The 19,303-nt window shown below is 73.6% G+C and carries 20 protein-coding genes; 8 read left to right on the forward strand and 12 right to left on the reverse strand.

What is annotated here, in order from left to right; translation table 11 throughout:
- Positions 1-120 precede the first annotated feature (120 nt).
- Together AC0665_RS28480 and AC0665_RS28485 are read right to left on the reverse strand one after the other, a co-directional pair.
- On the reverse strand, positions 121-456 hold the full coding sequence (locus tag AC0665_RS28480) for a Pepco domain-containing protein (protein ID WP_478607629.1): 336 nt from the start codon (positions 454-456) through the stop codon (positions 121-123).
- Positions 457-490: 34 nt separating this feature from the next.
- Positions 491-1,162 carry an HD domain-containing protein gene (locus tag AC0665_RS28485; RefSeq protein WP_478607631.1) on the reverse strand — a complete coding sequence of 224 codons (672 nt, stop codon included), beginning with the start codon at positions 1,160-1,162 and terminating at the stop codon, positions 491-493.
- Positions 1,163-1,219: 57 nt separating this feature from the next.
- On the opposite strand from AC0665_RS28485, the gene AC0665_RS28490 reads away from it, so the two are divergent.
- The gene (locus tag AC0665_RS28490; RefSeq protein WP_478509589.1) at positions 1,220-1,900 is read left to right on the forward strand and encodes a maleylpyruvate isomerase family mycothiol-dependent enzyme; all 681 of its coding nucleotides are present in this window, start codon (positions 1,220-1,222) and stop codon (positions 1,898-1,900) included.
- A gap of 115 nt (positions 1,901-2,015) precedes the next feature.
- A complete protein-coding gene (locus tag AC0665_RS28495) occupies positions 2,016-2,708 on the forward strand; it encodes a copper homeostasis protein CutC (RefSeq protein WP_478607634.1) in 693 nt (230 codons plus the stop codon).
- Between the two features lie 242 nt (positions 2,709-2,950).
- Here AC0665_RS28495 and AC0665_RS28500 read toward each other — a convergent pair whose 3' ends face one another.
- Positions 2,951-4,993 carry a HelD family protein gene (locus AC0665_RS28500; RefSeq protein WP_478607637.1) on the reverse strand — a complete coding sequence of 681 codons (2,043 nt, stop codon included), beginning with the start codon at positions 4,991-4,993 and terminating at the stop codon, positions 2,951-2,953.
- Between the two features lie 269 nt (positions 4,994-5,262).
- On the opposite strand from AC0665_RS28500, the gene AC0665_RS28505 reads away from it, so the two are divergent.
- Complete coding sequence (locus tag AC0665_RS28505) at positions 5,263-5,454, forward strand: hypothetical protein (RefSeq protein ID WP_366049986.1); 192 nt, start codon at positions 5,263-5,265, stop codon at positions 5,452-5,454.
- A gap of 15 nt (positions 5,455-5,469) precedes the next feature.
- Here AC0665_RS28505 and AC0665_RS28510 read toward each other — a convergent pair whose 3' ends face one another.
- Positions 5,470-7,113: a DNA repair helicase XPB gene (locus AC0665_RS28510; RefSeq protein WP_363119840.1), complete on the reverse strand. Its 1,644-nt coding sequence runs from the start codon at positions 7,111-7,113 to the stop codon at positions 5,470-5,472.
- A gap of 190 nt (positions 7,114-7,303) precedes the next feature.
- Between AC0665_RS28510 and istB the strand changes: the two genes are divergently transcribed.
- Complete coding sequence (gene istB / locus AC0665_RS28515) at positions 7,304-8,707, forward strand: IS21-like element helper ATPase IstB (protein ID WP_478706047.1); 1,404 nt, start codon at positions 7,304-7,306, stop codon at positions 8,705-8,707.
- Here istB and AC0665_RS28520 read toward each other — a convergent pair.
- The 3 genes from AC0665_RS28520 to AC0665_RS28530 all read right to left on the reverse strand — a co-directional run bounded on the left by AC0665_RS28520 (position 8,685) and on the right by AC0665_RS28530 (position 11,805).
- The gene (locus AC0665_RS28520; protein WP_468636170.1) at positions 8,685-8,873 is read right to left on the reverse strand and encodes a hypothetical protein; all 189 of its coding nucleotides are present in this window, start codon (positions 8,871-8,873) and stop codon (positions 8,685-8,687) included. The genes istB and AC0665_RS28520 overlap by 23 nt on opposite strands.
- Positions 8,874-8,967: 94 nt before the next feature.
- Positions 8,968-9,099 carry a hypothetical protein gene (locus tag AC0665_RS28525; RefSeq protein WP_267886819.1) on the reverse strand — a complete coding sequence of 44 codons (132 nt, stop codon included), beginning with the start codon at positions 9,097-9,099 and terminating at the stop codon, positions 8,968-8,970.
- Between the two features lie 168 nt (positions 9,100-9,267).
- A complete protein-coding gene (locus AC0665_RS28530) occupies positions 9,268-11,805 on the reverse strand; it encodes a helicase-associated domain-containing protein (RefSeq protein WP_478706048.1) in 2,538 nt (845 codons plus the stop codon).
- Positions 11,806-11,957: 152 nt separating this feature from the next.
- Here AC0665_RS28530 and AC0665_RS28535 point away from each other — a divergent pair, with 152 nt between their 5' ends.
- Together AC0665_RS28535 and AC0665_RS28540 are read left to right on the forward strand one after the other, a co-directional pair.
- Positions 11,958-12,968 carry a hypothetical protein gene (locus AC0665_RS28535; RefSeq protein WP_478706049.1) on the forward strand — a complete coding sequence of 337 codons (1,011 nt, stop codon included), beginning with the start codon at positions 11,958-11,960 and terminating at the stop codon, positions 12,966-12,968.
- A 147-nt stretch (positions 12,969-13,115) separates the two neighbouring features.
- The gene (locus tag AC0665_RS28540; RefSeq protein ID WP_478706050.1) at positions 13,116-13,748 is read left to right on the forward strand and encodes an HAD family hydrolase; all 633 of its coding nucleotides are present in this window, start codon (positions 13,116-13,118) and stop codon (positions 13,746-13,748) included.
- Here the strand turns inward: AC0665_RS28540 and AC0665_RS28545 are convergent.
- Positions 13,727-13,975, reverse strand: coding sequence for a hypothetical protein (locus tag AC0665_RS28545; RefSeq protein WP_478706051.1), 249 nt, complete (start codon positions 13,973-13,975; stop codon positions 13,727-13,729). The genes AC0665_RS28540 and AC0665_RS28545 overlap by 22 nt on opposite strands.
- Positions 13,976-14,139: 164 nt before the next feature.
- Here AC0665_RS28545 and AC0665_RS28550 point away from each other — a divergent pair, with 164 nt between their 5' ends.
- A complete protein-coding gene (locus tag AC0665_RS28550; RefSeq protein ID WP_010035896.1) occupies positions 14,140-14,523 on the forward strand; it encodes a cold-shock protein in 384 nt (127 codons plus the stop codon).
- Between the two features lie 3 nt (positions 14,524-14,526).
- Here AC0665_RS28550 and AC0665_RS28555 read toward each other — a convergent pair whose 3' ends face one another.
- The 4 genes from AC0665_RS28555 to AC0665_RS28570 all read right to left on the reverse strand — a co-directional run bounded on the left by AC0665_RS28555 (position 14,527) and on the right by AC0665_RS28570 (position 18,067).
- Positions 14,527-15,414 carry a 1,4-dihydroxy-6-naphthoate synthase gene (locus AC0665_RS28555; protein WP_478607650.1) on the reverse strand — a complete coding sequence of 296 codons (888 nt, stop codon included), beginning with the start codon at positions 15,412-15,414 and terminating at the stop codon, positions 14,527-14,529.
- Positions 15,404-16,114 (reverse strand): futalosine hydrolase, encoded by a 711-nt coding sequence (locus AC0665_RS28560; RefSeq protein ID WP_478607652.1) that lies wholly within the window; start codon positions 16,112-16,114, stop codon positions 15,404-15,406. Before AC0665_RS28560 ends, AC0665_RS28555 begins: the two co-directional genes overlap by 11 nt.
- Positions 16,084-16,557: a DUF2771 domain-containing protein gene (locus AC0665_RS28565; RefSeq protein ID WP_468411787.1), complete on the reverse strand. Its 474-nt coding sequence runs from the start codon at positions 16,555-16,557 to the stop codon at positions 16,084-16,086. The genes AC0665_RS28560 and AC0665_RS28565 overlap by 31 nt, the downstream gene beginning before the upstream one ends.
- A 76-nt stretch (positions 16,558-16,633) precedes the next feature.
- Positions 16,634-18,067, reverse strand: coding sequence for an MFS transporter (locus AC0665_RS28570; RefSeq protein WP_478706052.1), 1,434 nt, complete (start codon positions 18,065-18,067; stop codon positions 16,634-16,636).
- A gap of 271 nt (positions 18,068-18,338) precedes the next feature.
- Between AC0665_RS28570 and AC0665_RS28575 the strand changes: the two genes are divergently transcribed.
- On the forward strand, positions 18,339-19,265 hold the full coding sequence (locus AC0665_RS28575) for a DUF3027 domain-containing protein (protein WP_478706053.1): 927 nt from the start codon (positions 18,339-18,341) through the stop codon (positions 19,263-19,265).
- Positions 19,266-19,303 lie beyond the last annotated feature (38 nt).

Below are 19,303 nucleotides of genomic sequence, written 5' to 3' on the forward strand. Positions count from 1 at the left end.
CGGTCGCCGCCGCTGTGTTCCGACTTGCTGCGCTGCCGCTCATGCCGTCCCCCTGCCTCTCGGCCGTTCGTCGGACAACTTTAGTTCAAGGAACGCTTGTTGCGTCCCCTGCGAAAGGAGCTAGGAAGGCCGCTTGAAGACCAGCGTCAGTCCGCGGGTGCCCTGCACCTGACCAGTGCCCAGGAGCTGGATGCCGCCGCTCGCGGTGACCTGGAAGGACAGCTGGGCCTCGGCGAGTGGCAGGGTGCCACCCTGGGCCGCGGCGTCCTCGAAGAGCTGCTGGAGGGCGTCGACGGTCTCCGCGAGGTTCTTGCGCAGGGGACCGAGCGGGACGGACCGCAGGGCGGGCTCCCCACCGCCGAACAGGCCCATCGAGTCGTCGTCGCCCTCCTCGGTGACGGTCACCCAGAACGGCAGACTCGGCTCGATGACCTCGGGTTCGCTGGTGTGGTCCATCCGTGTTCCCTCCTGTGGCGCGGTGGGGCCAACCCTAGAGCTCGGTGGCCGGCCGGGAGGGCGAATCCTCGAGCAGCTCCAGCTCCGACCGCAGGTTGTGGCGGGCCGTCGCCTCCCACTCGGCGGCGCCGTACGGCGTCCTGAACAGGCGGGGGAGAGCCAGCAGTTGCCGCAGGATCGCGGAGCGGCCCTCGCGGAAGGCGTCGTTGGGGACGAAGTGGTACTCCTCGCGGACCGCGGTCGTGTACGCCGCGTACGCCGACGGGGGCGAGGCGAGGATCGCGAGGTCGGCGTCGCACAGGACCTGGCCGTCGGGGTCGTCGTCCGCCGGGTCGTGCGTGACCGTGAGGCGGACCAGGCGGGCCACTTCGGCCGTCTTCGCCTCGGGAACACCGGCTTCCGGCAGGGCGCGTTCGGCCAGGCGGGCCGAGCGCTCCTCGTTCTCGGAGCGGTCGGGAAGGTAGACCGCGTCGTGGAACCAGGCGGCCAGCCGGACCACGTCCGGGTCGTGCGCGTACCGCTCCAGTTCGTCGACGCGGTCGAGGACCGCGGTGAGGTGCCCGACCGTGTGGTAGCGGCGCTGGGGTTCCTGCCAGCGGGCGAGCAGGTTGTCGGCGTACGGCGCCGGGTCCGGTCCGCCGGCCGGGCCCCGGGCCGCCTCCAGGGCGCGGGCGAAACGGATGCGCAGGAAGTCGAGATCGGCCATGGGGGCATTCTCCCGCCGAGCCGGGCCCTGCGCCTGCCACGGCACTAGCGTGGGGGCATGACGACTCCTGCTGATGTGCATGACGTACGGGACCCCGAGCAGCCCGGGCGGCTGCTGACGATCGAGCGTGACGCGCTGATCCCGCTGCTGCGCGGCCGGACCGGGGAGGACTTCGCGCGGCCCGTCGCCGCGTGTCCGGGCTGGACGGTGCGGGACGTGCTGGCGCACTGCTCCGCCGCGCTGACGCGGGTGGCGGAGGGCCGGTTCGAGGAGGGCGTGTTCTCGCCCGAGTCCAACGACCGGGACATCGCCGAGCGGGCCGGCTGGAGCGACGCCCGGGTCGTCGACGAGCTGGAGCGGGGGATGAGCGAGGCCGGGGCCGTGATCGCCGGGGCCGGCGGGAAGCTGGACGGTCTCGCCCTGGGGGAGTGGGTGCACGCCGGTGACGTCCGCGAGGCTCTCGGGGAACCGGGGGCATACGGCGGGGCTGGGCTGCCGGACGCCCTCGCGCTGCTCGCCCGGATCACCCGCGAGCGGGGGCACGTGCCGCTGCACGCCGACCTCGACGACCTGGACGAGCCGCTGCGGCTGGGGGAGAGCGGCGGGGAACGGCCCCCGGGCCGGTTCATCGGGGACGCGCCGACCCTCGTACGGCTGTACACGGGACGGCCGGTCGACGAGGCGGCGGCGTTCGAGCTGGCCGGGGTGGAGGCGAAGGAGCTGAACATCTTCGGCTGAGGCGCGGCCGGGGGCTTGGGGTCCGGCGGGAGTGGGCAGCGTAGTCTTGATTGGACTAGACCTGTCGCAACCGTCAGGCGTCCGTACGCCGACGCCGTGCCGTCGAAGGGGCCCCATGAGCAAGCGTGCAGTCCTGGAGGTGATCGCCCTCGGCGTCGAGGACGCGGTCGCCGCCCAGGCGGGAGGCGCGGACCGCCTCGAGCTGGTCACCGACATGGCGGCCGACGGGCTCACCCCGTCGGCCGTCACCGTCGCCGGGATCCGCCGGGCGGTCGACCTCTCCCTGCGGGTGATGCTGCGGCTCGCCGACGGGTTCGCTGCGGGCGACGTCGACCGGCTGGTGCGGGTGGCCGGACAGCTGCGGGAGGCCGGGGCCGAGGAGTTCGTGCTGGGGTTCCTCGACGCCGGGGGTGTGGTCGATCTGGCGGCCGTGGAGCGCGTGGTGGCGGTTCTGGACGGCTGCCCGTGGACCTTCCACCGGGCCATCGACCGGGCCGCGGACCGGGACGCCCTGCGCAAGCAGCTGGACGGGATGCCGGGCTTGGACACGTACCTGACGGCCGGGGCTTCGGGCGGGGTCGACGAGGGACTGCCTGTTCTGCTCGCGGAGGCCGGACGGGCCGGGGAGCCGGGGTACGCGCAGCAGTTGCTGGTGGGGGGCGGGCTGCGCCTGGAGCATGTGCCGGTGCTGCTCAAGGCCGGGGTCGACGGCTTTCACATCGGCGGGGCGGCCCGCCCGGGGGGCTGGGACGAGCCGGTGTCCGCCGCGGCGGTGGCGCAGTGGCGGGCGGTGTTGGACGGGGCCTGAGGGATGCCCGGCGCGGGGGCCGGCCGGGCCGGTGGGTCCGCAGCCCGGCGGAGCGGGGTGGCTCGCCGGGCTCGCCGGGTGGGCCGCGGTGGGCGCGGTCTGGGTGGACGTGCGGGCGGCCCGGGCGGGGATCCCCGGCGGGCGCCGCCGCGCCCACCCGCCGCGCGGACCTGCCGCGCCCACCCGCCGTGCGAACCCGCCGCACCCACCCGTGCCGCCCCCGGCGGCACACATGCCCGCCGCTAAGCGGCCAATTGCGGCGGCAGCGGAGCCGTGTGGGTGACCGTCAGGCCCGACACCGCTCGCGTGAGCGCCACGTACAGGCGGCGCAGGCCCGTGCGTTCGTCCGGCTCGCCGTCGACCACCGCCCGAGGTTCGTCCAGGACGACGTAGTCGTACTCCAGGCCCTTGGCCAAGGACGCCGGGACCAGGGTCAGTCGGGTGTCCTGGGTGGTCTCCTCACCCGGGCCGAGGTACGGGATTCCGGCCTCCTCCAGCGCCTCGGCGAGTTCCGGGACGCGGGCGTCCGCCGCGATCAGGCCTGTCGAGCCCTCGTGGCGCAGCAGTTCGCGGCATGCCTCGACCACGTCCTTCGGGCCGGAGACCGGCCGCACCTCGAAGTGGCCCGGGTTCTCGCGGATCGACTCCACCGGGGTCAGGCCCGGGGCGATGTGCGGGAGCAGACGGGAGGCGTAGGTGATGACGTCCGTGGGGACGCGGAAACCGGCCGTCAGCTCCTCCACCAGCGCCTCCGGCTTGCCCAGGTGGGTCAGCGCCTCCTGCCAGCCGCGCGTCGCCCACGGCGTCGTGCCCTGTGCCAGGTCGCCGAGGACGGTGGCGCTGCCGGTCGTGCAGCGGCGGCCGACCGCCCGGTACTGCATGGGGGAGAGGTCCTGCGCCTCGTCGAGGACGACATGCCCGAGGGAGTGCGTGCGCTGGATCAGGTCGGTGGCCTCGTCGATCAGGACGGCGTCCGCCGCCGACCACTTGGCCGACTTCACGCTCCGCGCCGGCTTCGCCCGGAGGATCGCCTTCTGTTCGTCCTCGTCGAGGATCCCCTCGGCGTGCACCGCGAGGAACTCCGCGTCCGACAGCAGCCGCAGCACCAGCTTCGCCGGGTCGACCGCCGGCCAGATGGCCTTCACCGCCGCTTTGACCGCGCTGTTGCGGGCCACCGCGTCCTGCACCCGGTCGTCCGGCGCCTCACCCGACCGTTCCATCTGCACCAGCACGGCGTGCGCGATGCGCTGCGGCAGGGCCTCGCGGGCGGCGCCGTAGCGGATGTCACGGTCGAGCAACTCGCGGACGAGCTGCTCCAGTTCGTACGCCGGGATCCGCCAGCGGCGGGAGCCGCGCACGACCACGACCGGCTCGGTCGGCATCGTGACGTGCGCGTAGAGGGCCCGGCGCAGCACCTGCGCCAGCCGGGCGTCGCCCTTGACGACGGCGGCCCGCGCGTCGTCCGTGCCCTTGATCTCGACGTGGGCGACGAGGTCGTCGACGGTCGCCTGCTGGACGGTCAACTCGCCCAGCGCGGGCAGGACCTGCTCGATGTAGTGGAGGAAGGACCGGTTCGGTCCGATGACCAGGGTGCCGGTGCGGGCGAGCCGCTCGCGGTGGGCGTAGAGGAGGTAGGCGACCCGGTGCAGGCCGACGGCGGTCTTCCCGGTGCCGGGGCCCCCTTGCACGCACACCGTGCCGGAGAGGCCGGAGCGGACGATCTCGTCCTGCTCCGGCTGGATCGTCGCGACGATGTCCCGCATCGGGCCGACGCGCGGCCGTTCGATCTCCTGCTGGAGCAGCTTGCTGGTGCGGGCCGCCTCGGTGGGGTCCGACAGGTGCTCGTCCTCGTACGCCGTGATGTCGCCGCGGGTGTAGCCGAAGCGGCGGCGCAGGGCGACGTCCATCGGGTCCTTCTTGGAGGCCCGGTAGAACGGCTGCGAGACGGGTGCGCGCCAGTCGATGACCATGGGGTCGCCGTCGTGGTCGTGCACGTGCCGCCGCCCGATGTAGAAGCGCTCCCCCCGCGCCCCCTCGGCCTGCTCGCCCCCCGGCGCGTGCAGGTAGTCGAGCCGGCCGAAGAACAGCGGGGTGTCGCTGAGGTCGGCCAGGGACTTGATGCGCTCCTCGATCTGGCGGGCCAGCACCTCGGCGTTGACCCAGTTCGCGGTGACGTCGGTGATGTCGAGGGCCTCGACATCCTCGCGCATGGCACGCAGGGCGGAACGGGACGCGGAGAGGTGGGAGCGCTCACGGGAGAGCGGATCGTCGACGTGCGTGGACAAGGGGGTGCCTCCGGAGGGACCTGCTGAGCAGTGGCGATGAGGTGCCGGCCGGTTTCCGTCCGGTCGGCGGCGCTCCGTGAGGGAGGCGGGCACGAGCGGTAGATCTTAGAGGAGCGGGGCCGCCGTCCGCGAACGGTTTTTCCGTCCCCTAGGGGACGGGCCCCCTCCTCCTCGGGGGAAGCGGTCGGCCCAGCGGCGTACCCGCAGGGCCGTGAGGTTCGGTCCCGAGACCGACGCGGGCCTTATGGACCGAAACGCACCATGGAGACATGAGCGCAGCAACCATCCACCCCGCCCCGGCACCGGGCCGCCCGCCCGGCGCCACCGCCGTGACGGGCAGCCACCGTCACCGCCTCGGCGATGCCCTGCGCGCCGTCAAGGTCTTCGCGGGCGCCGCCTTCGACGTGATCGTCCTCGGTCAGTACGGAGAGGAGGTCGGCGTGGTCCGCCGCCCCCGGTGAGCGGACCCGCGGGTCTCAGCTCTCCGCCAGCAGCTCGTCCGCGTCCATGATCCGGTACGCGTAGCCCTGCTCCGCCAGGAAGCGCTGGCGGTGGGCGGCGAAGTCCTGGTCGATGGTGTCCCGGGCGACCACGGAGTAGAAGTGCGCCTGGTGGCCGTCCGCCTTGGGCCGCAGCACCCGGCCCAGACGCTGCGCCTCCTCCTGCCGGGAGCCGAAGGTGCCCGAGACCTGGATGGCGACCGTCGCCTCCGGCAGGTCGATCGAGAAGTTCGCGACCTTGGACACCACGAGCACGCTGATCTCGCCCTCGCGGAAGGCGTCGAAGAGCTTCTCCCGCTGCGCGTTGGACGTCTCGCCCTTGATCACGGGCGCCCCGAGGTGCTCACCGAGTTCGTCGAGCTGGTCGATGTACTGGCCGATGACGAGGATCTGCTGCCCGGCGAAGCGGCGGACGATCGCCTCCGTGACCTTCCGCTTGGTCGCGGTCGTCGCGCAGAAGCGGTACTTCTCCTCCGCCTCGGCCGTCGCGTACGCGAGCCGCTCGGAGTCGGTGAGGTTGACCCGGACCTCGACGCAGTCGGCGGGCGCGATGTAGCCCTGCGCCTCGATCTCCTTCCACGGCGCGTCGAACCGCTTGGGCCCGATCAGGGAGAACACGTCCGACTCCCGGCCGTCCTCACGGACCAGGGTGGCGGTCAGACCGAGCCGCCGCCGGGCCTGGAGGTCGGCGGTGAACTTGAACACCGGCGCGGGCAGCAGGTGCACCTCGTCGTAGACGATCAGCCCCCAGTCCCGCGAGTCGAACAGCTCCAGGTGCGGGTAGACGCCCTTCCGCCGGGTCGTCAGCACCTGGTACGTGGCGATCGTGACCGGCCGGATCTCCTTGCGCGTCCCGCTGTACTCGCCGATCTCCTCCTCGGTGAGCGAGGTCCGCTTCACCAGCTCGTGCTTCCACTGCCGGGCGGAGACGGTGTTGGTGACGAGGATGAGGGTGGTCGACTTCGCCTGGGCCATCGAACCGGCCCCGACCAGCGTCTTCCCGGCGCCGCAGGGCAGCACGACGACGCCCGACCCGCCGTGCCAGAAGTTCTCCACGGCCTGCTTCTGGTACGGCCGCAGCGCCCAGCCGTCCTCGGCCAGCTCGATCGGGTGCGCCTCGCCGTCGACGTACCCGGCGAGGTCCTCGGCCGGCCAGCCCAGCTTCAGCAGCGTCTGCTTGATCTGGCCGCGCTCGGAGGGGTGCACGGCGACCGTGTCCGGGTCGATGCGGGCGCCGACCAGCGGCGTGACCCGCTTCGACCTGAGGATCTCCTCCAGCACCGGACGGTCGGTGGTGGTCAGGACCAGGCCGTGCGTGGGGTGCTTGGAGAGGGTGAGACGGCCGTAGCGGTCCATCGTCTCGGCGATGTCCACGAGCAGCGCGTGCGGCACCGGGTAGCGGCTGTACTTCACCAGTGCGTCGACGACCTGCTCGGCGTCGTGGCCGGCCGCGCGCGCGTTCCACAGGCCCAGCGGGGTCACGCGGTAGGTGTGGATGTGCTCCGGCGCCCGCTCCAGTTCCGCGAACGGGGCGATGACCCGACGGCAGTCGTCGGCCTGCTCGTGGTCGACTTCCAGGAGCAGGGTCTTGTCGGACTGGACGATCAGCGGACCATTCACGCGCGGCACCCTTTCTGTGGCCGGAGGGCTCGGACGGCTCGACAGCGCGACGCCTCGGCCAAACGTCCAGTGTGCCTGATCGACCGCGTCAGGTGGTGTGATCTGCGCGTCCGGTCGTACTGAATGCCTATTCATTCCAACGTGTGGTGTGAATTCAGTTTTTCCGTTCCGGCCCCGAAGAATGGCGAAGGTGCAGAACCCGACGACCACCACGCTCGGATACGCCCTGTTCGCCACCCGCTGGCTCCAGGCCCCGCTGTACTTCGGGCTCGTGGCCGCCCAGGGCGTCTACGTCTACAAGTTCTTCAAGGAGCTCTGGACCTTAATCCAGATGTGCGTGAGCGGGCACGCGACCGAGACGTACGTGATGCTCGCGGTGCTGAAGCTGGTCGACGTCGTCATGATCGCCAACCTGCTGATCATGGTGATCGTCGGAGGCTACGAGACGTTCGTCTCGCGCATCGGCCTCCAGGGCCACCGTGACCAGCCGGAATGGCTGTCGCACGTCAACTCCAACGTGCTGAAGGTCAAGCTCGCCACGGCGATCGTGGGCATCTCCTCGGTACACCTGCTCCAGATGTTCGTGGACGTCCACCACACCTCCCACCACGCCCTGCTGTGGGGGACGGTGATCCACATGGCGTTCATCGCCTCGGCGGCGATCCTCGCCTACATGTCGGGCCCGATGGTCGCCCAGGCGGACCGCGGCCACACCGACCGCCCGCAGTCCGACCGCCCGCAGTCCGGGCACGCGCAGGCTGGGCACGCACAGATCGGGCCCGCACAGATCGGGTCCGCCCCGGTCGGGCCCGCACAGTCCGGGCCCGCGCAGTCCGGACCGGCACCGGTCAGGGACGCACCGGCCGGGCCCGCACCGACCGAGTACGTACCGGCCGGGCCCGCGCGGATCCCGGAGCAGGAGGAGAGCGACCGTGGGGACCGCCGGCGGGGCCGGCCGGAAGCCGGGGCCTCGGTGGTCGCACCGGCCGTCCCCCGGCAGCCCGACCCGGACGTCGACGCCGAGGCCCGGATCCGTGCCGCCGGCTTCCCCGCCCGCAAGCTGCTGGAGGACTTCGACCAGCGGCACCCCCGGGACTTCGACGCGGACGCCGTAGCCCGGCTCGGCAAGGCGGAGTTCGTCGCCGCCCGGCGCAACGTGGTCTTCGTCGGGCCGCCCGGCACCGGCAAGACCCATCTGGCCATCGCCCTGGGCGTCCGCGCCTGCCAGGCCGGACACCGGGTGCTGTTCGCGACGGCCGCCGAGTGGACCGCCCGGCTCTCCGGCGCCCGGGCCGCCGGACGGCTCGACGAGGAGCTCGCCGCTCTCGACGATCACCCCCTCCTGATCGTCGACGAGGTCGGCTACACGCCCCTCGACGCGACGGCCGCCGGCCTGTTCTACCGGCTCGTCGCCCACCGCTACGAGCGGGCCTCGCTGATCGTGACCAGCGACCGCCCGCTCGGCCGCTGGGACGAGGTCCTCGGCCCGTCGGCCCCGGCGATGACGGACCGCCTCGCCCACCACGCCGACCTCGTACGGCTGGACGGCGACAGCTACCGGACCCGCCGGGCTACGTCAGCGTGGGCAGACTGACGTTCTGGATCAACGGGCCCTCGATGGTGACCCCCTCGGTGACCAGCGGCTCCGCGCCGACGACCGGGAGGGGGAGCGGCGGTGCGGGGGCCGCGGCGGCACCGGGCCCGAGCATCCCCACGAGCGCGGCGGCACAGACGGCGACGACGGAGAGCTTCACCTGCATGGGGGCGACGGCCTTTCACGGGATGAGGGGCGGGGCATGCCACGGGCCGGCCCGGGGGACGCCGGAGCCGGCCCGGCGAGGGCGCGGGAGGGGATCAGATCTGCGGTGTCTCGAGGACCAGACCGGCGACGTCGATGCTCACCGCGGAGGCCGGGGTGGCGAGCCCACCGAACGTCATGAGGGCGGCGGTGGCGAGGACGGCGGCGACTCGACGGACAGCGCGCATGTCGGGGGCTTCCTTTCGGCTGAGCTCACAAGGACACCCGGTGGCTGCCCCCGCCCGCACGGCCTGATGCGGCACGCCCGGCAAGGTCGCCCGAGCGTGGGACATCCCGGCGTGGCGTGCATGAACGCCCGCCCACACCCGAACGGGTGACATCGCCCGGGGCGGCCGTCACGCGTCGTCGGCGAGCTCCGCGACCCCGGTGATCCGGTGCAGCGGATAGGTGCGGACCTCGTCCGCGGTGTGGTCGTACGCCGTGACGAAACCGCCCTCGACCCGGATCGGGGCGATCAGCCGCTGGCTGGCGGCGCCCTCGGCGTTGACGTAGCCGATCCACAGGGCCTCGCCGGTGAGGACGGCGGCCTGCACGGTGGCGAGGGTCTCGGCGGCGCCGGTGCGGGGCAGCTCGCCGTCGGCCGCGGGGGCCGCGCCGGGCTTGCGCGGGGTGGTGGAGGCGAGGTCGCCGGCCCGGATGGCGCGCAGCGCCGCGGCCAGGAGGGTGTCGTCGGGGACCGGCGGGCCGTCCGGGACCGGCTCGGGAGCGGTGCGGGGCGGGGTGCGATGCGCCAGGGCGCGGGTGATCAGCACATCGCCCTCGGCGGACTCGGCCGCGGGCGCGAACCCCATCGCCCGCAGCCCTTCCAGCAGCCCGGACGGGTCGGTCCGCGCGGCCAGCACGGTCGGCGCGAGCCGGCGCAGCCCGAGCCCCGCGGCCCGTTTGTCGGCGAGGATCTCGTTGAGCACCGCGTCGTCGTCGCAGCGCACGTACGCCGAGGCCGCCCCGACCCGCAGGTGCCCGTGCCGGCGGGCCACGTCGTCGATCAGGTACGCGAGCGGCTGCGGCACCGGCGTGCGGGAGTGCGTGGTGAGGAAGGCGTGCAGGTCGGAGGCGGTCTGCCCGGCGTCGAGCGCCCGCCGCACCGAGCCGGGCGTGAACCGGTAGACGGTGGCACCGCCCTTGGACTCCACGTCCGCCAGGACGCCCAGCATGTCCGCGAGGGGCCGTTGCAGGGGCCCGGGCGCCACCGCCGTCAGGTCGGCCTGGAGCAGCACGTGGTCCAGCGGCTCGGGCAGCAGCGGCGCGAGCAGCCGGGCCGCGGCGGCGGAGGCGACGGCCTGCTCGGCCGGGCCGAGGGGAGCGAGCCGGGCGGGGCGGTGATGGTGGTGGACGGGCAGCTTGTCCCCCGGCCCGGAGGGCTCCGCCTCAGGGCCCGGCGCGGGGGCGGCGGGCGCGCCGAGCAGAGCCCGGCCCTGCGCCGACAGCGCGCCCCGGCCCGTGACGCCCAGCGACTCCGCCTCCGACAGGGCCCACTCGGCGAGCCGGCCGCGCAGGTCGTCCTCGCGCCGGTCACCGCGCAGAGGCCGCTCCCAGCGCAGCCGGGCCAGCACCGACCCCGCGGCCGGGGCGGCACCCTCCGGCAGCCCGGCCAGCAGCGCCAGCACCCGGTGCCGCACCTCGGGCGCGGCCGAGCGGTCCAGACCCGGCCCGAGCGCCGACAACGTGCGGTCCTTCGCGTCCCGTCCGCCCACGAGACCGGCCGTGCGGGTCGCCGCGAGCCAGGCCGTGACCAGCCGCGACCAGCGCTCGGCGGCGGGCAGTTCGCGCCACTCGTCGTAGGCCGGGGTGGCCGCGTACCGCTCGTCGGCCTCGCCGTCCGAGGCGATGAGGCCCGCCGCGTAGGCCAGTTCCACCCAGAACGCCGCGACCGGCTCCGGCACGTCCAGGGCGACGGCGGTCCGTTTCAGGTCCCGCACGCTCAGCCCACCGGCGCGCAGCACCGCCGGCCCGCCCTCGTCCCAGTCCTTCAGCAGCTCCTCGACGGTCGCCAGCGCGGTGTACGCCTGTCCCGCCGCGGCGCTGTCCACAACCTGTGGACGATGAACGGCCGCCACCTCGACCACCGGCGGCACCGGCTCGGGCGTCCGGTGCGCCAGGCCCCGCCGCAGGTGCAGGGCGACCTCGCGCGGCAGGACGACCGTCCCGGGCGCCGTCGGCAGCAGCAGCCCGCGGTCCAGCAGCCAGCGCAGCCGGGGCGCCGGATCGGCCGTGACCTGCCCGTACGGCGGCCCCCACACCAGGCGTTCCAGCACGTCGAGGGAGTCGGCCGGGGCACCGTCGAGCAGCGCGGCCATCCGGACCCGGTCCCCGAACAGACCCGCCAGGGCGCTCACCGCGGACACCGAGTCGTGCGTGGAGGGCAGTCCGGCGGCCGTGACGATCGCCTGGATCCGCCCCGGGGACATCCCGGCGGTGGCCTCCTGGACCGTCGGGCCGAGGCCGGTCGGCGAGGGACGCTGCGGGGAGGGGGCCAGCAGCTCACGCGCCGTGCGGACCAGGCGCAGCCGGTCGTCGCCGCCCCACACCAGGGCCTGCTCGCGCAGCACGTCCACGGCGTGCGGCAGGGCCGTGACGACGGCCGGGTCGGGGTCGTCCCCGGCCATCAGGCCGAGCAGTTCGCCGTAGGTCGCCGGGTCCGGTGCCACGGCCAGCGCCTCCGCGGTCTGGAGGGCGAACCGGTCCAGCCGTTCCAGGGCCCGCACCACCGAGGCGCGGGTGCCGGCGCGGGTCGCGAGCTGGGTGAGGTCGGTGGGGACGGGCGTGATGAGATCCGGGCGGCTGCGCAGGAGCGCGCCCAGCGAAGCGTCGCCCCGCGCGCGGAGCTCTTCCGCGAGGGAGCGGGGGGCCGGGGGCCTGTCCTCGGTGCTCATCCGGTCCACGGTAGCGGGTCGCCTCCCCGGGCAGGGCCGACAGCGCACGGCCCCGTCCCCGAACGCGGGACGGGGTTTTGGCCGCTGAGCGGGCACTCGCGGTACCGTCGTGCGACGGCGTCACGCAACGCACCCGCCCCGGAGGGGACTTCGTGGGGATTGAGAGCGACCAGGTCGTTTACGAGTATCTGAGCCGCGTCGGTGACGTGGCCCAGCAGCGGCAGTTGTCGTCGGCCACCCGGATGCGCCTGGTCGCGGATCTGCGCAACGAGATCGACAAGCGCCGGGCGAAGGCCACCGTCGACTCGCCCGCCGCCGTCCGCCGCATCCTCTCCCGCCTGGGCAGCCCCGACGACGTGGTGACCGCGGCGGCGGGCGGCACGCCCGATGAGCCGTACGGCGCCGCGCCCGCCCCCGTCCAGCCCGCCTCCGTCCCGGTGCAGCGCGACGCGGAGCCGCAGGAACGGGCGAGGGGCGTCAGGCGCCGCGTCGTACCGGGTCCCCGTCCGGCACGGCGGGCCGAGGAGCCGCACCCCGCGCCTTCCGACGGCCCGGCCCCGCCGCATCTGGCCGCCGGGCACGAGCTCGGCGACAGCGCGGTCCGGCCCGACTGGTGGCGGGTGGACAGCGGCCCCTTCGGCGTGGGCGACGAGGTGCCGGGGTTCGTCGGTGGTGTGGAGCTGCCCGACCTGCTGAAGCCGCCGGCGCCGCGCAAGCCGGAGACGGAGAAGCCGGCCGCCGCCGAAACGGTCCCGGTCGAGGCGGCCGAGGTGGCCGAGGTGACCGGGAAGGGCAGCCGCCGCCGCCTCCCGGGTCTTCCCGCCGGGAACTGGAGCAACCCGCTCCTCCTGGCCGCCGCCGCACTCCTCGTCGCCGGTGCCGTGCTCGGCAATTGGTTCGTCCTGCTGCTCGGCTGGCTCATCGCCTACGCGTCCCGCCGCCTGAGCCAGGCCGAGACGAAGTGGGCGGTCGTGATCCTGCCGGGCCTGTCCGTGGCGGGCGGCCTGGTGTGGCTGTGGGGCCGCATGAACGGCCGCTGGGGCACCCCGATCGCCGAGGGCCAGCTGAACGCCGCGGTGGCGCAGACCTGGCCGTGGGTGGTGCGGGCGGCGGCGGTGGCGTCGGCGCTGTTCCTGGTGTGGCGTTCACAGCGGTCGCGCTAGGGCCTGTCGTTTGGATCAGGCCGGCCGAGAGTGACTGCGCCTTTCGGCCGACCCGAGCCCCGCGACGCCGGCATGATCCAAACGACAGGCCCTACACCGTCACCGGCGGGTGCCCGCCGGTCACACCGGCTGGGCACAATGGCCCATATGGCCTTCACGACCCCGCCCGCGCCCACCGTCGGCTTCGACCTCGACATGACCCTCATCGACTCCCGTCCCGGCATCCGCGCCTGCTACCGGGCGCTGTCCGAGCGGACGGGGACGTACGTCGACGCCGACCTGGCGGTCACGCGGCTCGGGCCGCCGCTGGCCGACGAGCTGATCAACTGGTTTCCGGCCGAGGAGGTCGCGGCCGTGGCGGACCTGTACCGGGAGATGTACCCGGCGATCGCCATCGCCGCGACCCCCGCGATGACGGGCGCCCGGGAGGCCATCGCGGCCGTACGGGAGGCCGGTGGACGCGCGATCGTCGTCACCGCCAAGTACGAGCCCAACGCCAAACTGCACCTGGCCCACCTCGGCATCGAGCCCGACGCCGTCATCGGCGACCTGTGGGCCGAGCAGAAGGCCGAGGCCCTGCGCGAGCACGAGGCGGGCGTGTACGTCGGCGACCACGTCGGGGACGTGCGCGGCGCCCGGGCCGCCGGGGCGCTGTCGGTCGCGGTGGCCACCGGGCCCTGCCCCGCGGAGGAACTGCGTCGAGCGGGCGCGGACGTCGTCCTCGCCGACCTGACCCAATTCCCGGGGTGGCTTTCGGACTACCGTCCCGCGCGCGCCTGACGCCGGCCCGCCGCCACGGAACGCAGCACTCCCGCTCCGGCCATCAGGAATCCGACCGCCATGAGCATGCTCAATCCGAACATGTACGTCGGAAAGGGCTCCGTTCTGAGCAGCAACGGGGCGACCGTGACCAGTGTGGCCAGGGCGCCGATGAAGAACACGAGGGCTCCGGCACGGACCAGACGGTCACCGGGAGCGGCGGAATTCGTTTGGGTTTTGTCACGCACCCGACCAGGGTAGTTCCCAGCGCGAAGGAACAACCGGGTGACGTCTTGTCACCGGCTGCAAGAGCATTAGCCTGGGTACCGGCGGGTCCGTACGACCCGCCCGAGTGCTATCAAGAGCCGTTTCCAGAAGCAGTTTTCCGACGAGTACGAGGACGAGGACAGACGTGCCCACCGGCAAAGTCAAGTGGTTCAACAGCGAGAAGGGCTTCGGCTTTCTCTCCCGCGACGACGGCGGTGACGTCTTCGTCCATTCCTCGGTCCTCCCCGCCGGAGTCGAGACACTCAAGCCGGGTCAGCGCGTGGAGTTCGGTGTCGTCGCCGGACAGCGCGGCGACCAGGCGCTGTCCCTGACGATCCTGGACCCCACCCCGTCCGTCGCCGCCGCGACCCGCAAGAAGCCGGACGAGCTGGCGTCCATCGTGCAGGATCTGACGACTCTCCTGGAGAACATCACGCCGATGCTGGAGCGGGGCCGCTACCCCGAGAAGACCGCGGGCAAGAAGATCGCCGGCCTGCTGCGCGCGGTCGCCGACCAGCTGGACGTCTGAGCCTCAGGGAAAACGCAGCGCGTCGGGGCCGAGGGGCGGCAGGAGCCCCTCGGCTGCCGCGCGGGTCAGCAGGCCGCGTACGGCCGCGTACCCGTCCTCGCCGAGGTCGGCGGTGAACTCGTTGACGTACAGCCCGATGTGCTGGTCGGCGACGGCCGGGTCCATCTCCTGGGCGTGTTCCATGACGTAGGGCCGGGAGGCCTCGGGGTCGTCCCAGGCGGCGCGCACCGACGTCCGGATGGAGTCGGCCAGCAGCCGCAGCCTCTGCTCGCCCAGCGACCGCTTGGCGATGATCGCGCCCAGCGGGATCGGCAGCCCGGTGGTGTTCTCCCAGTGCTCGCCCATGTCGGCGAGCCGGTGCAGCCCGTAGTCGCGGTAGGTGAAGCGCGCCTCGTGGATCACGAGTCCCGCGTCGACCTTCCCGTCCCGCACGGCCGGCATGATCTCGTGGAACGGCATGACGACGATCTCGCCGACCCCGCCGGCCACGGTGTCCGCGGCCCACAGCCGGAACAGCAGATAGGCGGTGGACCGCTCACTGGGCACCGCGACGGTCCGCCCGGTGAGTCCCCCGAGCTCTCGGCTTCGCTCGGGCAGGGAGGTGCCCCCACCGCCCGCCTCCCGCGTCAGCACCAGCGGCCCGCAGCCCCGGCCCAGCGCGCCCCCGCAGGGCAGCAGGGCGTAGTCGTCGAGGACGTAGGGCAGCACCGCGTACGACACCTTCAGCACGTCGAACTCGCCGCGCTCGGCCATGCCGTTGGTGAGGTCGATGTCGGCGAAGGTCACGTCGAGGGCGGGGGCCCCGGGGACGCGGCCGTGGGCGAGGGCGTCGAAGACGAACGTGTCGTTCGGGCAGGGCGAGTACGCGATCTGCAACTGCTCAACTGTCATACCGGTTCCAACTCTCCAGTACGGGCGCGAGCTTCCCGAACCCCTCGGTCAGGGCGGCCAGGGCGTCCGGGATGCGCCAGGCGGCACGGTCCCTCGGCCCGACGGGGTTGGAGATCGCCCGGACCTCCAGCACGGGTACCCCGTGCGCGGCGGCGGCCTCGGCGACGCCGAAACCCTCCATCGCCTCGGCGAGGGCGCCGGGGTGCCGTTCCCGCAGCGCGGCGGCCCTGGCGGCCGTGCCGGTCACGGTCGACACGGTGAGCACGGACCCGGTCGGTGCCCCGGTGGCGCCGGCGGCCCGCCGGACGAGGTCCGCGGGCGGCTGATGGCGGACGGTCCCGAAGCCGAGCTCCGTGACCGGCACGAACCCGTCCTCGGTCTCGGCCCCCAGATCGGCCGCGACGATCTCGTCGGCGATCACGAGCGACCCGACGGCCGCCTCGGGCTGGAATCCGCCCCCGATCCCGGCGGACACCACGAGGGCGTAGGGCTCGTCCTTCAGGGCGGCGGTGGTGAGGGCGGTGGCGGTGGCGGCGGCCGCGAGAGCGGGCCCGACCCCCACCGTGATCACCTCGATGCCGCTGTCGCCGGGAAAGCCCCGCGCCACCGCGTCCCTCTCCACGGGGACAGCGGTGGCGACGAGTACCCGGCCGAGCCCGGCGGCAGTGATCAGGCGTCCTTCTTCAGCTTGAAGTTCCACAGGCCGGACGGGTCCTTGTCGCCCTCCTTGATGGACACCAGCGTCGAGTTGCCCTGCGCGCCGTACTGGGCGTTGAAGAACACGCTGCCCGGAATGGTGCGGTAGGTCTTCTTGCTGGAGTCGGTCAGCGGCTGACCGTTCATCAGGATCGTCCAGCCCTTGTCGGCGATCTCGGGGTCGACACCGAAGCGCACCGTCTCGTCGGGGTCGACGGAGATGCTCTTGATGCCCTTGTTCTTGAGGCATCCGGCGAGGTCGGACGGCTTCAGGGCGTCGCCCTCGCCGCCGCAGGTGGCCCCGGTGTTCACCGAGTCGCTGCCCACGGTGACCGTGGCCATCGGCGTCGGCTTGTCACAGGCCGACAGGACGAGCAGTCCGGCGGATACGACACCGGCGGCGGCGACGGCGCGGCGGCGTCGCACAGCGGATTGCAACGTGTTCATGGGCGAAGGCTATCGGGCCTGCGCTCCGCACCGCCCACGCGGGGTACGGCTCCCTGGGAGATCCATCAGAAGGGCCCTACGCGACCCGCGGCCGCCCGGGGCTGCCGCGCCGGGCCGAGTCGATCAGCCCCCGTACGGTCGCCAGCCATCCGGCGCCCACGATCGCGGCGCCCACCGCCAGCCCGGCCGTGCCGTTGAGCGGCATCACGATGCCCACCGCCCCGCCCAGCACCCAGCTCATCTGCAGCAGCGTCTCGGAGCGGGCGAAGGCCGACGTGCGGACGAGTTCGGGCACGTCTCGCTGGATCAGCGCGTCCAGGGAGAGCTTGGCCAGGGCCTGGGCGAACCCGGCGATCGCGGCCAGAGAGGCCACCAGGACCGCGCCGAAGAACACCGCGGCCGTGATCGCCGCGCCGGCCACACCCGCCACGACCGTCACGATGATGATCTCCGGGGCCCGGGAGCGCAGCCACGCCCCGACGGCCGTACCGAGCGCGTTGCCGACGCCCGCCGACACGCCCACGATCCCCAGGGACACGGCGGCGCTCTGGCCGGAGACCGGGTGTTCGCGCAGCAGGAACGCCAGGAAGAAGATCAGGAACCCGGTCAGGCAGCGGATGGCGGCGTTGGCCGCCAGGGCGTGGGTGACGGCCGGGCCGACCGTGCGCAGCCCCGGCCGCTTGACCGGCTGCCGGTGCGGTCCGTGCAGGTGCTGCTCGTCCGACGCCAGCAGGGCGCGGTCCTCGCCCTTGGCGGAGTCGACCTTCGGCGGCAGCGTGAACGACAGGATCGTCCCCGCCACGAAGAGCACGAAGGCGCCGTAGAGGGGCCAGCGCGGCCCGATCTGCTGGAGTCCGGCGCCGATGGGCGCGGCGACGCCGGTGGCGAGGAGACCGCCGAGTGTGACCCGCGAGTTGGCTTTGACCAGGGAGAAGCGTGGTGGCAGCAGCCGGGGCACGACGGCGCTTCTGACCACGCCGTAGGCCTTGGAGGAGACGAGGACGCCGAGTGCGGCCGGGTACAGCTCCAGGCCGCCGCTGACGACCGCACCGGACAGGACGAGCGCGAGCAGCGCCCGGGCCAGCATCGCCCCGGCCATCGCGGCGCGACGGCCGTGCGGGAGGCGGTCGAGCAGGGGGCCGATGACGGGCGCGAGGAGGGTGAAGGGCGCCATGGTGATGGCGAGGTACAGGGCGACGCGGCCGCGGGCCTCGTCGGTGGGCACGGAGAAGAACACCGTGGAGGCCAGGGCGACGGTGATCATGACGTCGCCGGCGCCGTTCACCCCGTGCAGTTCGATCAGCTTGCCGAGGCCGGACTCGCCGGCGCCGTGCGCGTGGGTGGCCTTGCGGATGCCGCGGGCGGGGCCGGTCACCGGGAAGTGCAGGGCACGGCCGATCGCGCGGAAGGAGCCGCCCACACGGCCCGGTCCGTTCGGTCGGCTGTTTCCCTTGACCCCTTTCGACCCACCGGTCCCGGTGGCGCCCGGGGGTGTCTTCGCGGCTGCCACGACGTCATAGTGCCCCGATAAGGCCGTGGGTAGTGCCATTACCGCTTGTATAGGGCCTGTGGGGTGACGGTCCGGGGCGGCGGGCCCGTGGTCCGGTGGAGGACGCAAGGGGACCGTCGGTGTACGCGAAGTGGGGCGGAAGGGTAGCGTGCGTATCTCAGCCATCCCGCAAAATGGATGAAGGACGTCGACGCGGTCCCCCGGTCCGCTCCGTCCGCCCCCGCGCCGGGAGTGGCGCACCCGCGACGGCGTATGGAGAGAAGCGATACCTGTGAGCGCAGCGACAACGCGAAGCCGCACCCCTGACCGCCTGTGCGCCGAGGCCGTCGACCTCGCCCGCACCGCAGCCGAGGAGGCCGCCGCGCCGGGAATCGTCGGGGAACACGTGGGACTGGTCTCCGAGGGGGACCGCGTGGTGACCCACTTCTTCGAGTGCCGTGAACTCGGCTACCGGGGCTGGCGCTGGGCCGTGACGGTGGCCCGGGCGTCCCGGGCGAAGATCGTCACGGTGGACGAGGCGGCCCTGCTGCCCGGTCCGGACGCGGTGCTGGCGCCCGAGTGGGTGCCGTGGAGCGAGCGGCTGCGCCCCGGCGACATGGGGCCGGGTGATCTGCTGCCCACCGACGCCGAGGACCTTCGCCTGGAGCCGGGCTACTCGGGCGAGGACGAGCCGGCGCCGGCGTCGCCCGTGTCGCACGAGATGGCCGACCTGGTTGAGGCGGAGGACGCGGACCTCACCGCCGGTTCCCCCTCCGGCTTCACGTCCGTTCCGCTGCGCGGTTCGATCCCGGCGGTCGCCGAGGAACTGGGCATGCGGCGGGCCCGCGTGCTGTCCCGCTACGGCCTGCACAGCGCCGCCGACCGCTGGGAGGAGGCGTTCGGCCCCAAGACGCCCATGGCCCAGGCGGCCCCGGCGGCCTGTGTCAGCTGCGGCTTCCTCGTCCCCATCGGCGGCTCCCTGGGCCAGGCCTTCGGTGCCTGCGCCAACGAGTTCTCCCCGGCCGACGGCCGGCTGGTCTCCCTCGCCTACGGCTGCGGGGGCCACTCCGAGGCCGCGGTCATGCCCCGGCCGCCCCAGCCGGCCGCCCCGGTCATCGACGAGACCCGGGTCGACCCCTTCCCGCTGCGCCCGTCCTCGGACTCGGGGTCGGTGACGCCGACGGCGGACGACGACACGGAGGACCTGGGGCACTCGTAGCGGCCGGACGCACACACGTCCCGCACATCACCGCCCGC

Source organism: Streptomyces sp. NPDC043685, assembly GCF_056436585.1.

Bases quoted from the DNA above. Each gene is read 5' to 3' on its own strand.
- AC0665_RS28480 (WP_478607629.1), bottom strand. From the start codon at position 456: ATGGACCACACCAGCGAACCCGAGGTCATCGAGCCGAGTCTGCCGTTC.
- AC0665_RS28485 (WP_478607631.1), bottom strand. From the start codon at position 1,162: ATGGCCGATCTCGACTTCCTGCGCATCCGTTTCGCCCGCGCCCTGGAG.
- AC0665_RS28490 (WP_478509589.1), top strand. From the start codon at position 1,220: ATGACGACTCCTGCTGATGTGCATGACGTACGGGACCCCGAGCAGCCC.
- AC0665_RS28495 (WP_478607634.1), top strand. From the start codon at position 2,016: ATGAGCAAGCGTGCAGTCCTGGAGGTGATCGCCCTCGGCGTCGAGGAC.
- AC0665_RS28505 (WP_366049986.1), top strand. From the start codon at position 5,263: ATGAGCGCAGCAACCATCCACCCCGCCCCGGCACCGGGCCGCCCGCCC.
- AC0665_RS28520 (WP_468636170.1), bottom strand. From the start codon at position 8,873: ATGCAGGTGAAGCTCTCCGTCGTCGCCGTCTGTGCCGCCGCGCTCGTG.
- AC0665_RS28525 (WP_267886819.1), bottom strand. From the start codon at position 9,099: ATGCGCGCTGTCCGTCGAGTCGCCGCCGTCCTCGCCACCGCCGCCCTC.
- AC0665_RS28530 (WP_478706048.1), bottom strand. From the start codon at position 11,805: ATGAGCACCGAGGACAGGCCCCCGGCCCCCCGCTCCCTCGCGGAAGAG.
- AC0665_RS28540 (WP_478706050.1), top strand. From the start codon at position 13,116: ATGGCCTTCACGACCCCGCCCGCGCCCACCGTCGGCTTCGACCTCGAC.
- AC0665_RS28555 (WP_478607650.1), bottom strand. From the start codon at position 15,414: ATGACAGTTGAGCAGTTGCAGATCGCGTACTCGCCCTGCCCGAACGAC.
- AC0665_RS28565 (WP_468411787.1), bottom strand. From the start codon at position 16,557: ATGAACACGTTGCAATCCGCTGTGCGACGCCGCCGCGCCGTCGCCGCC.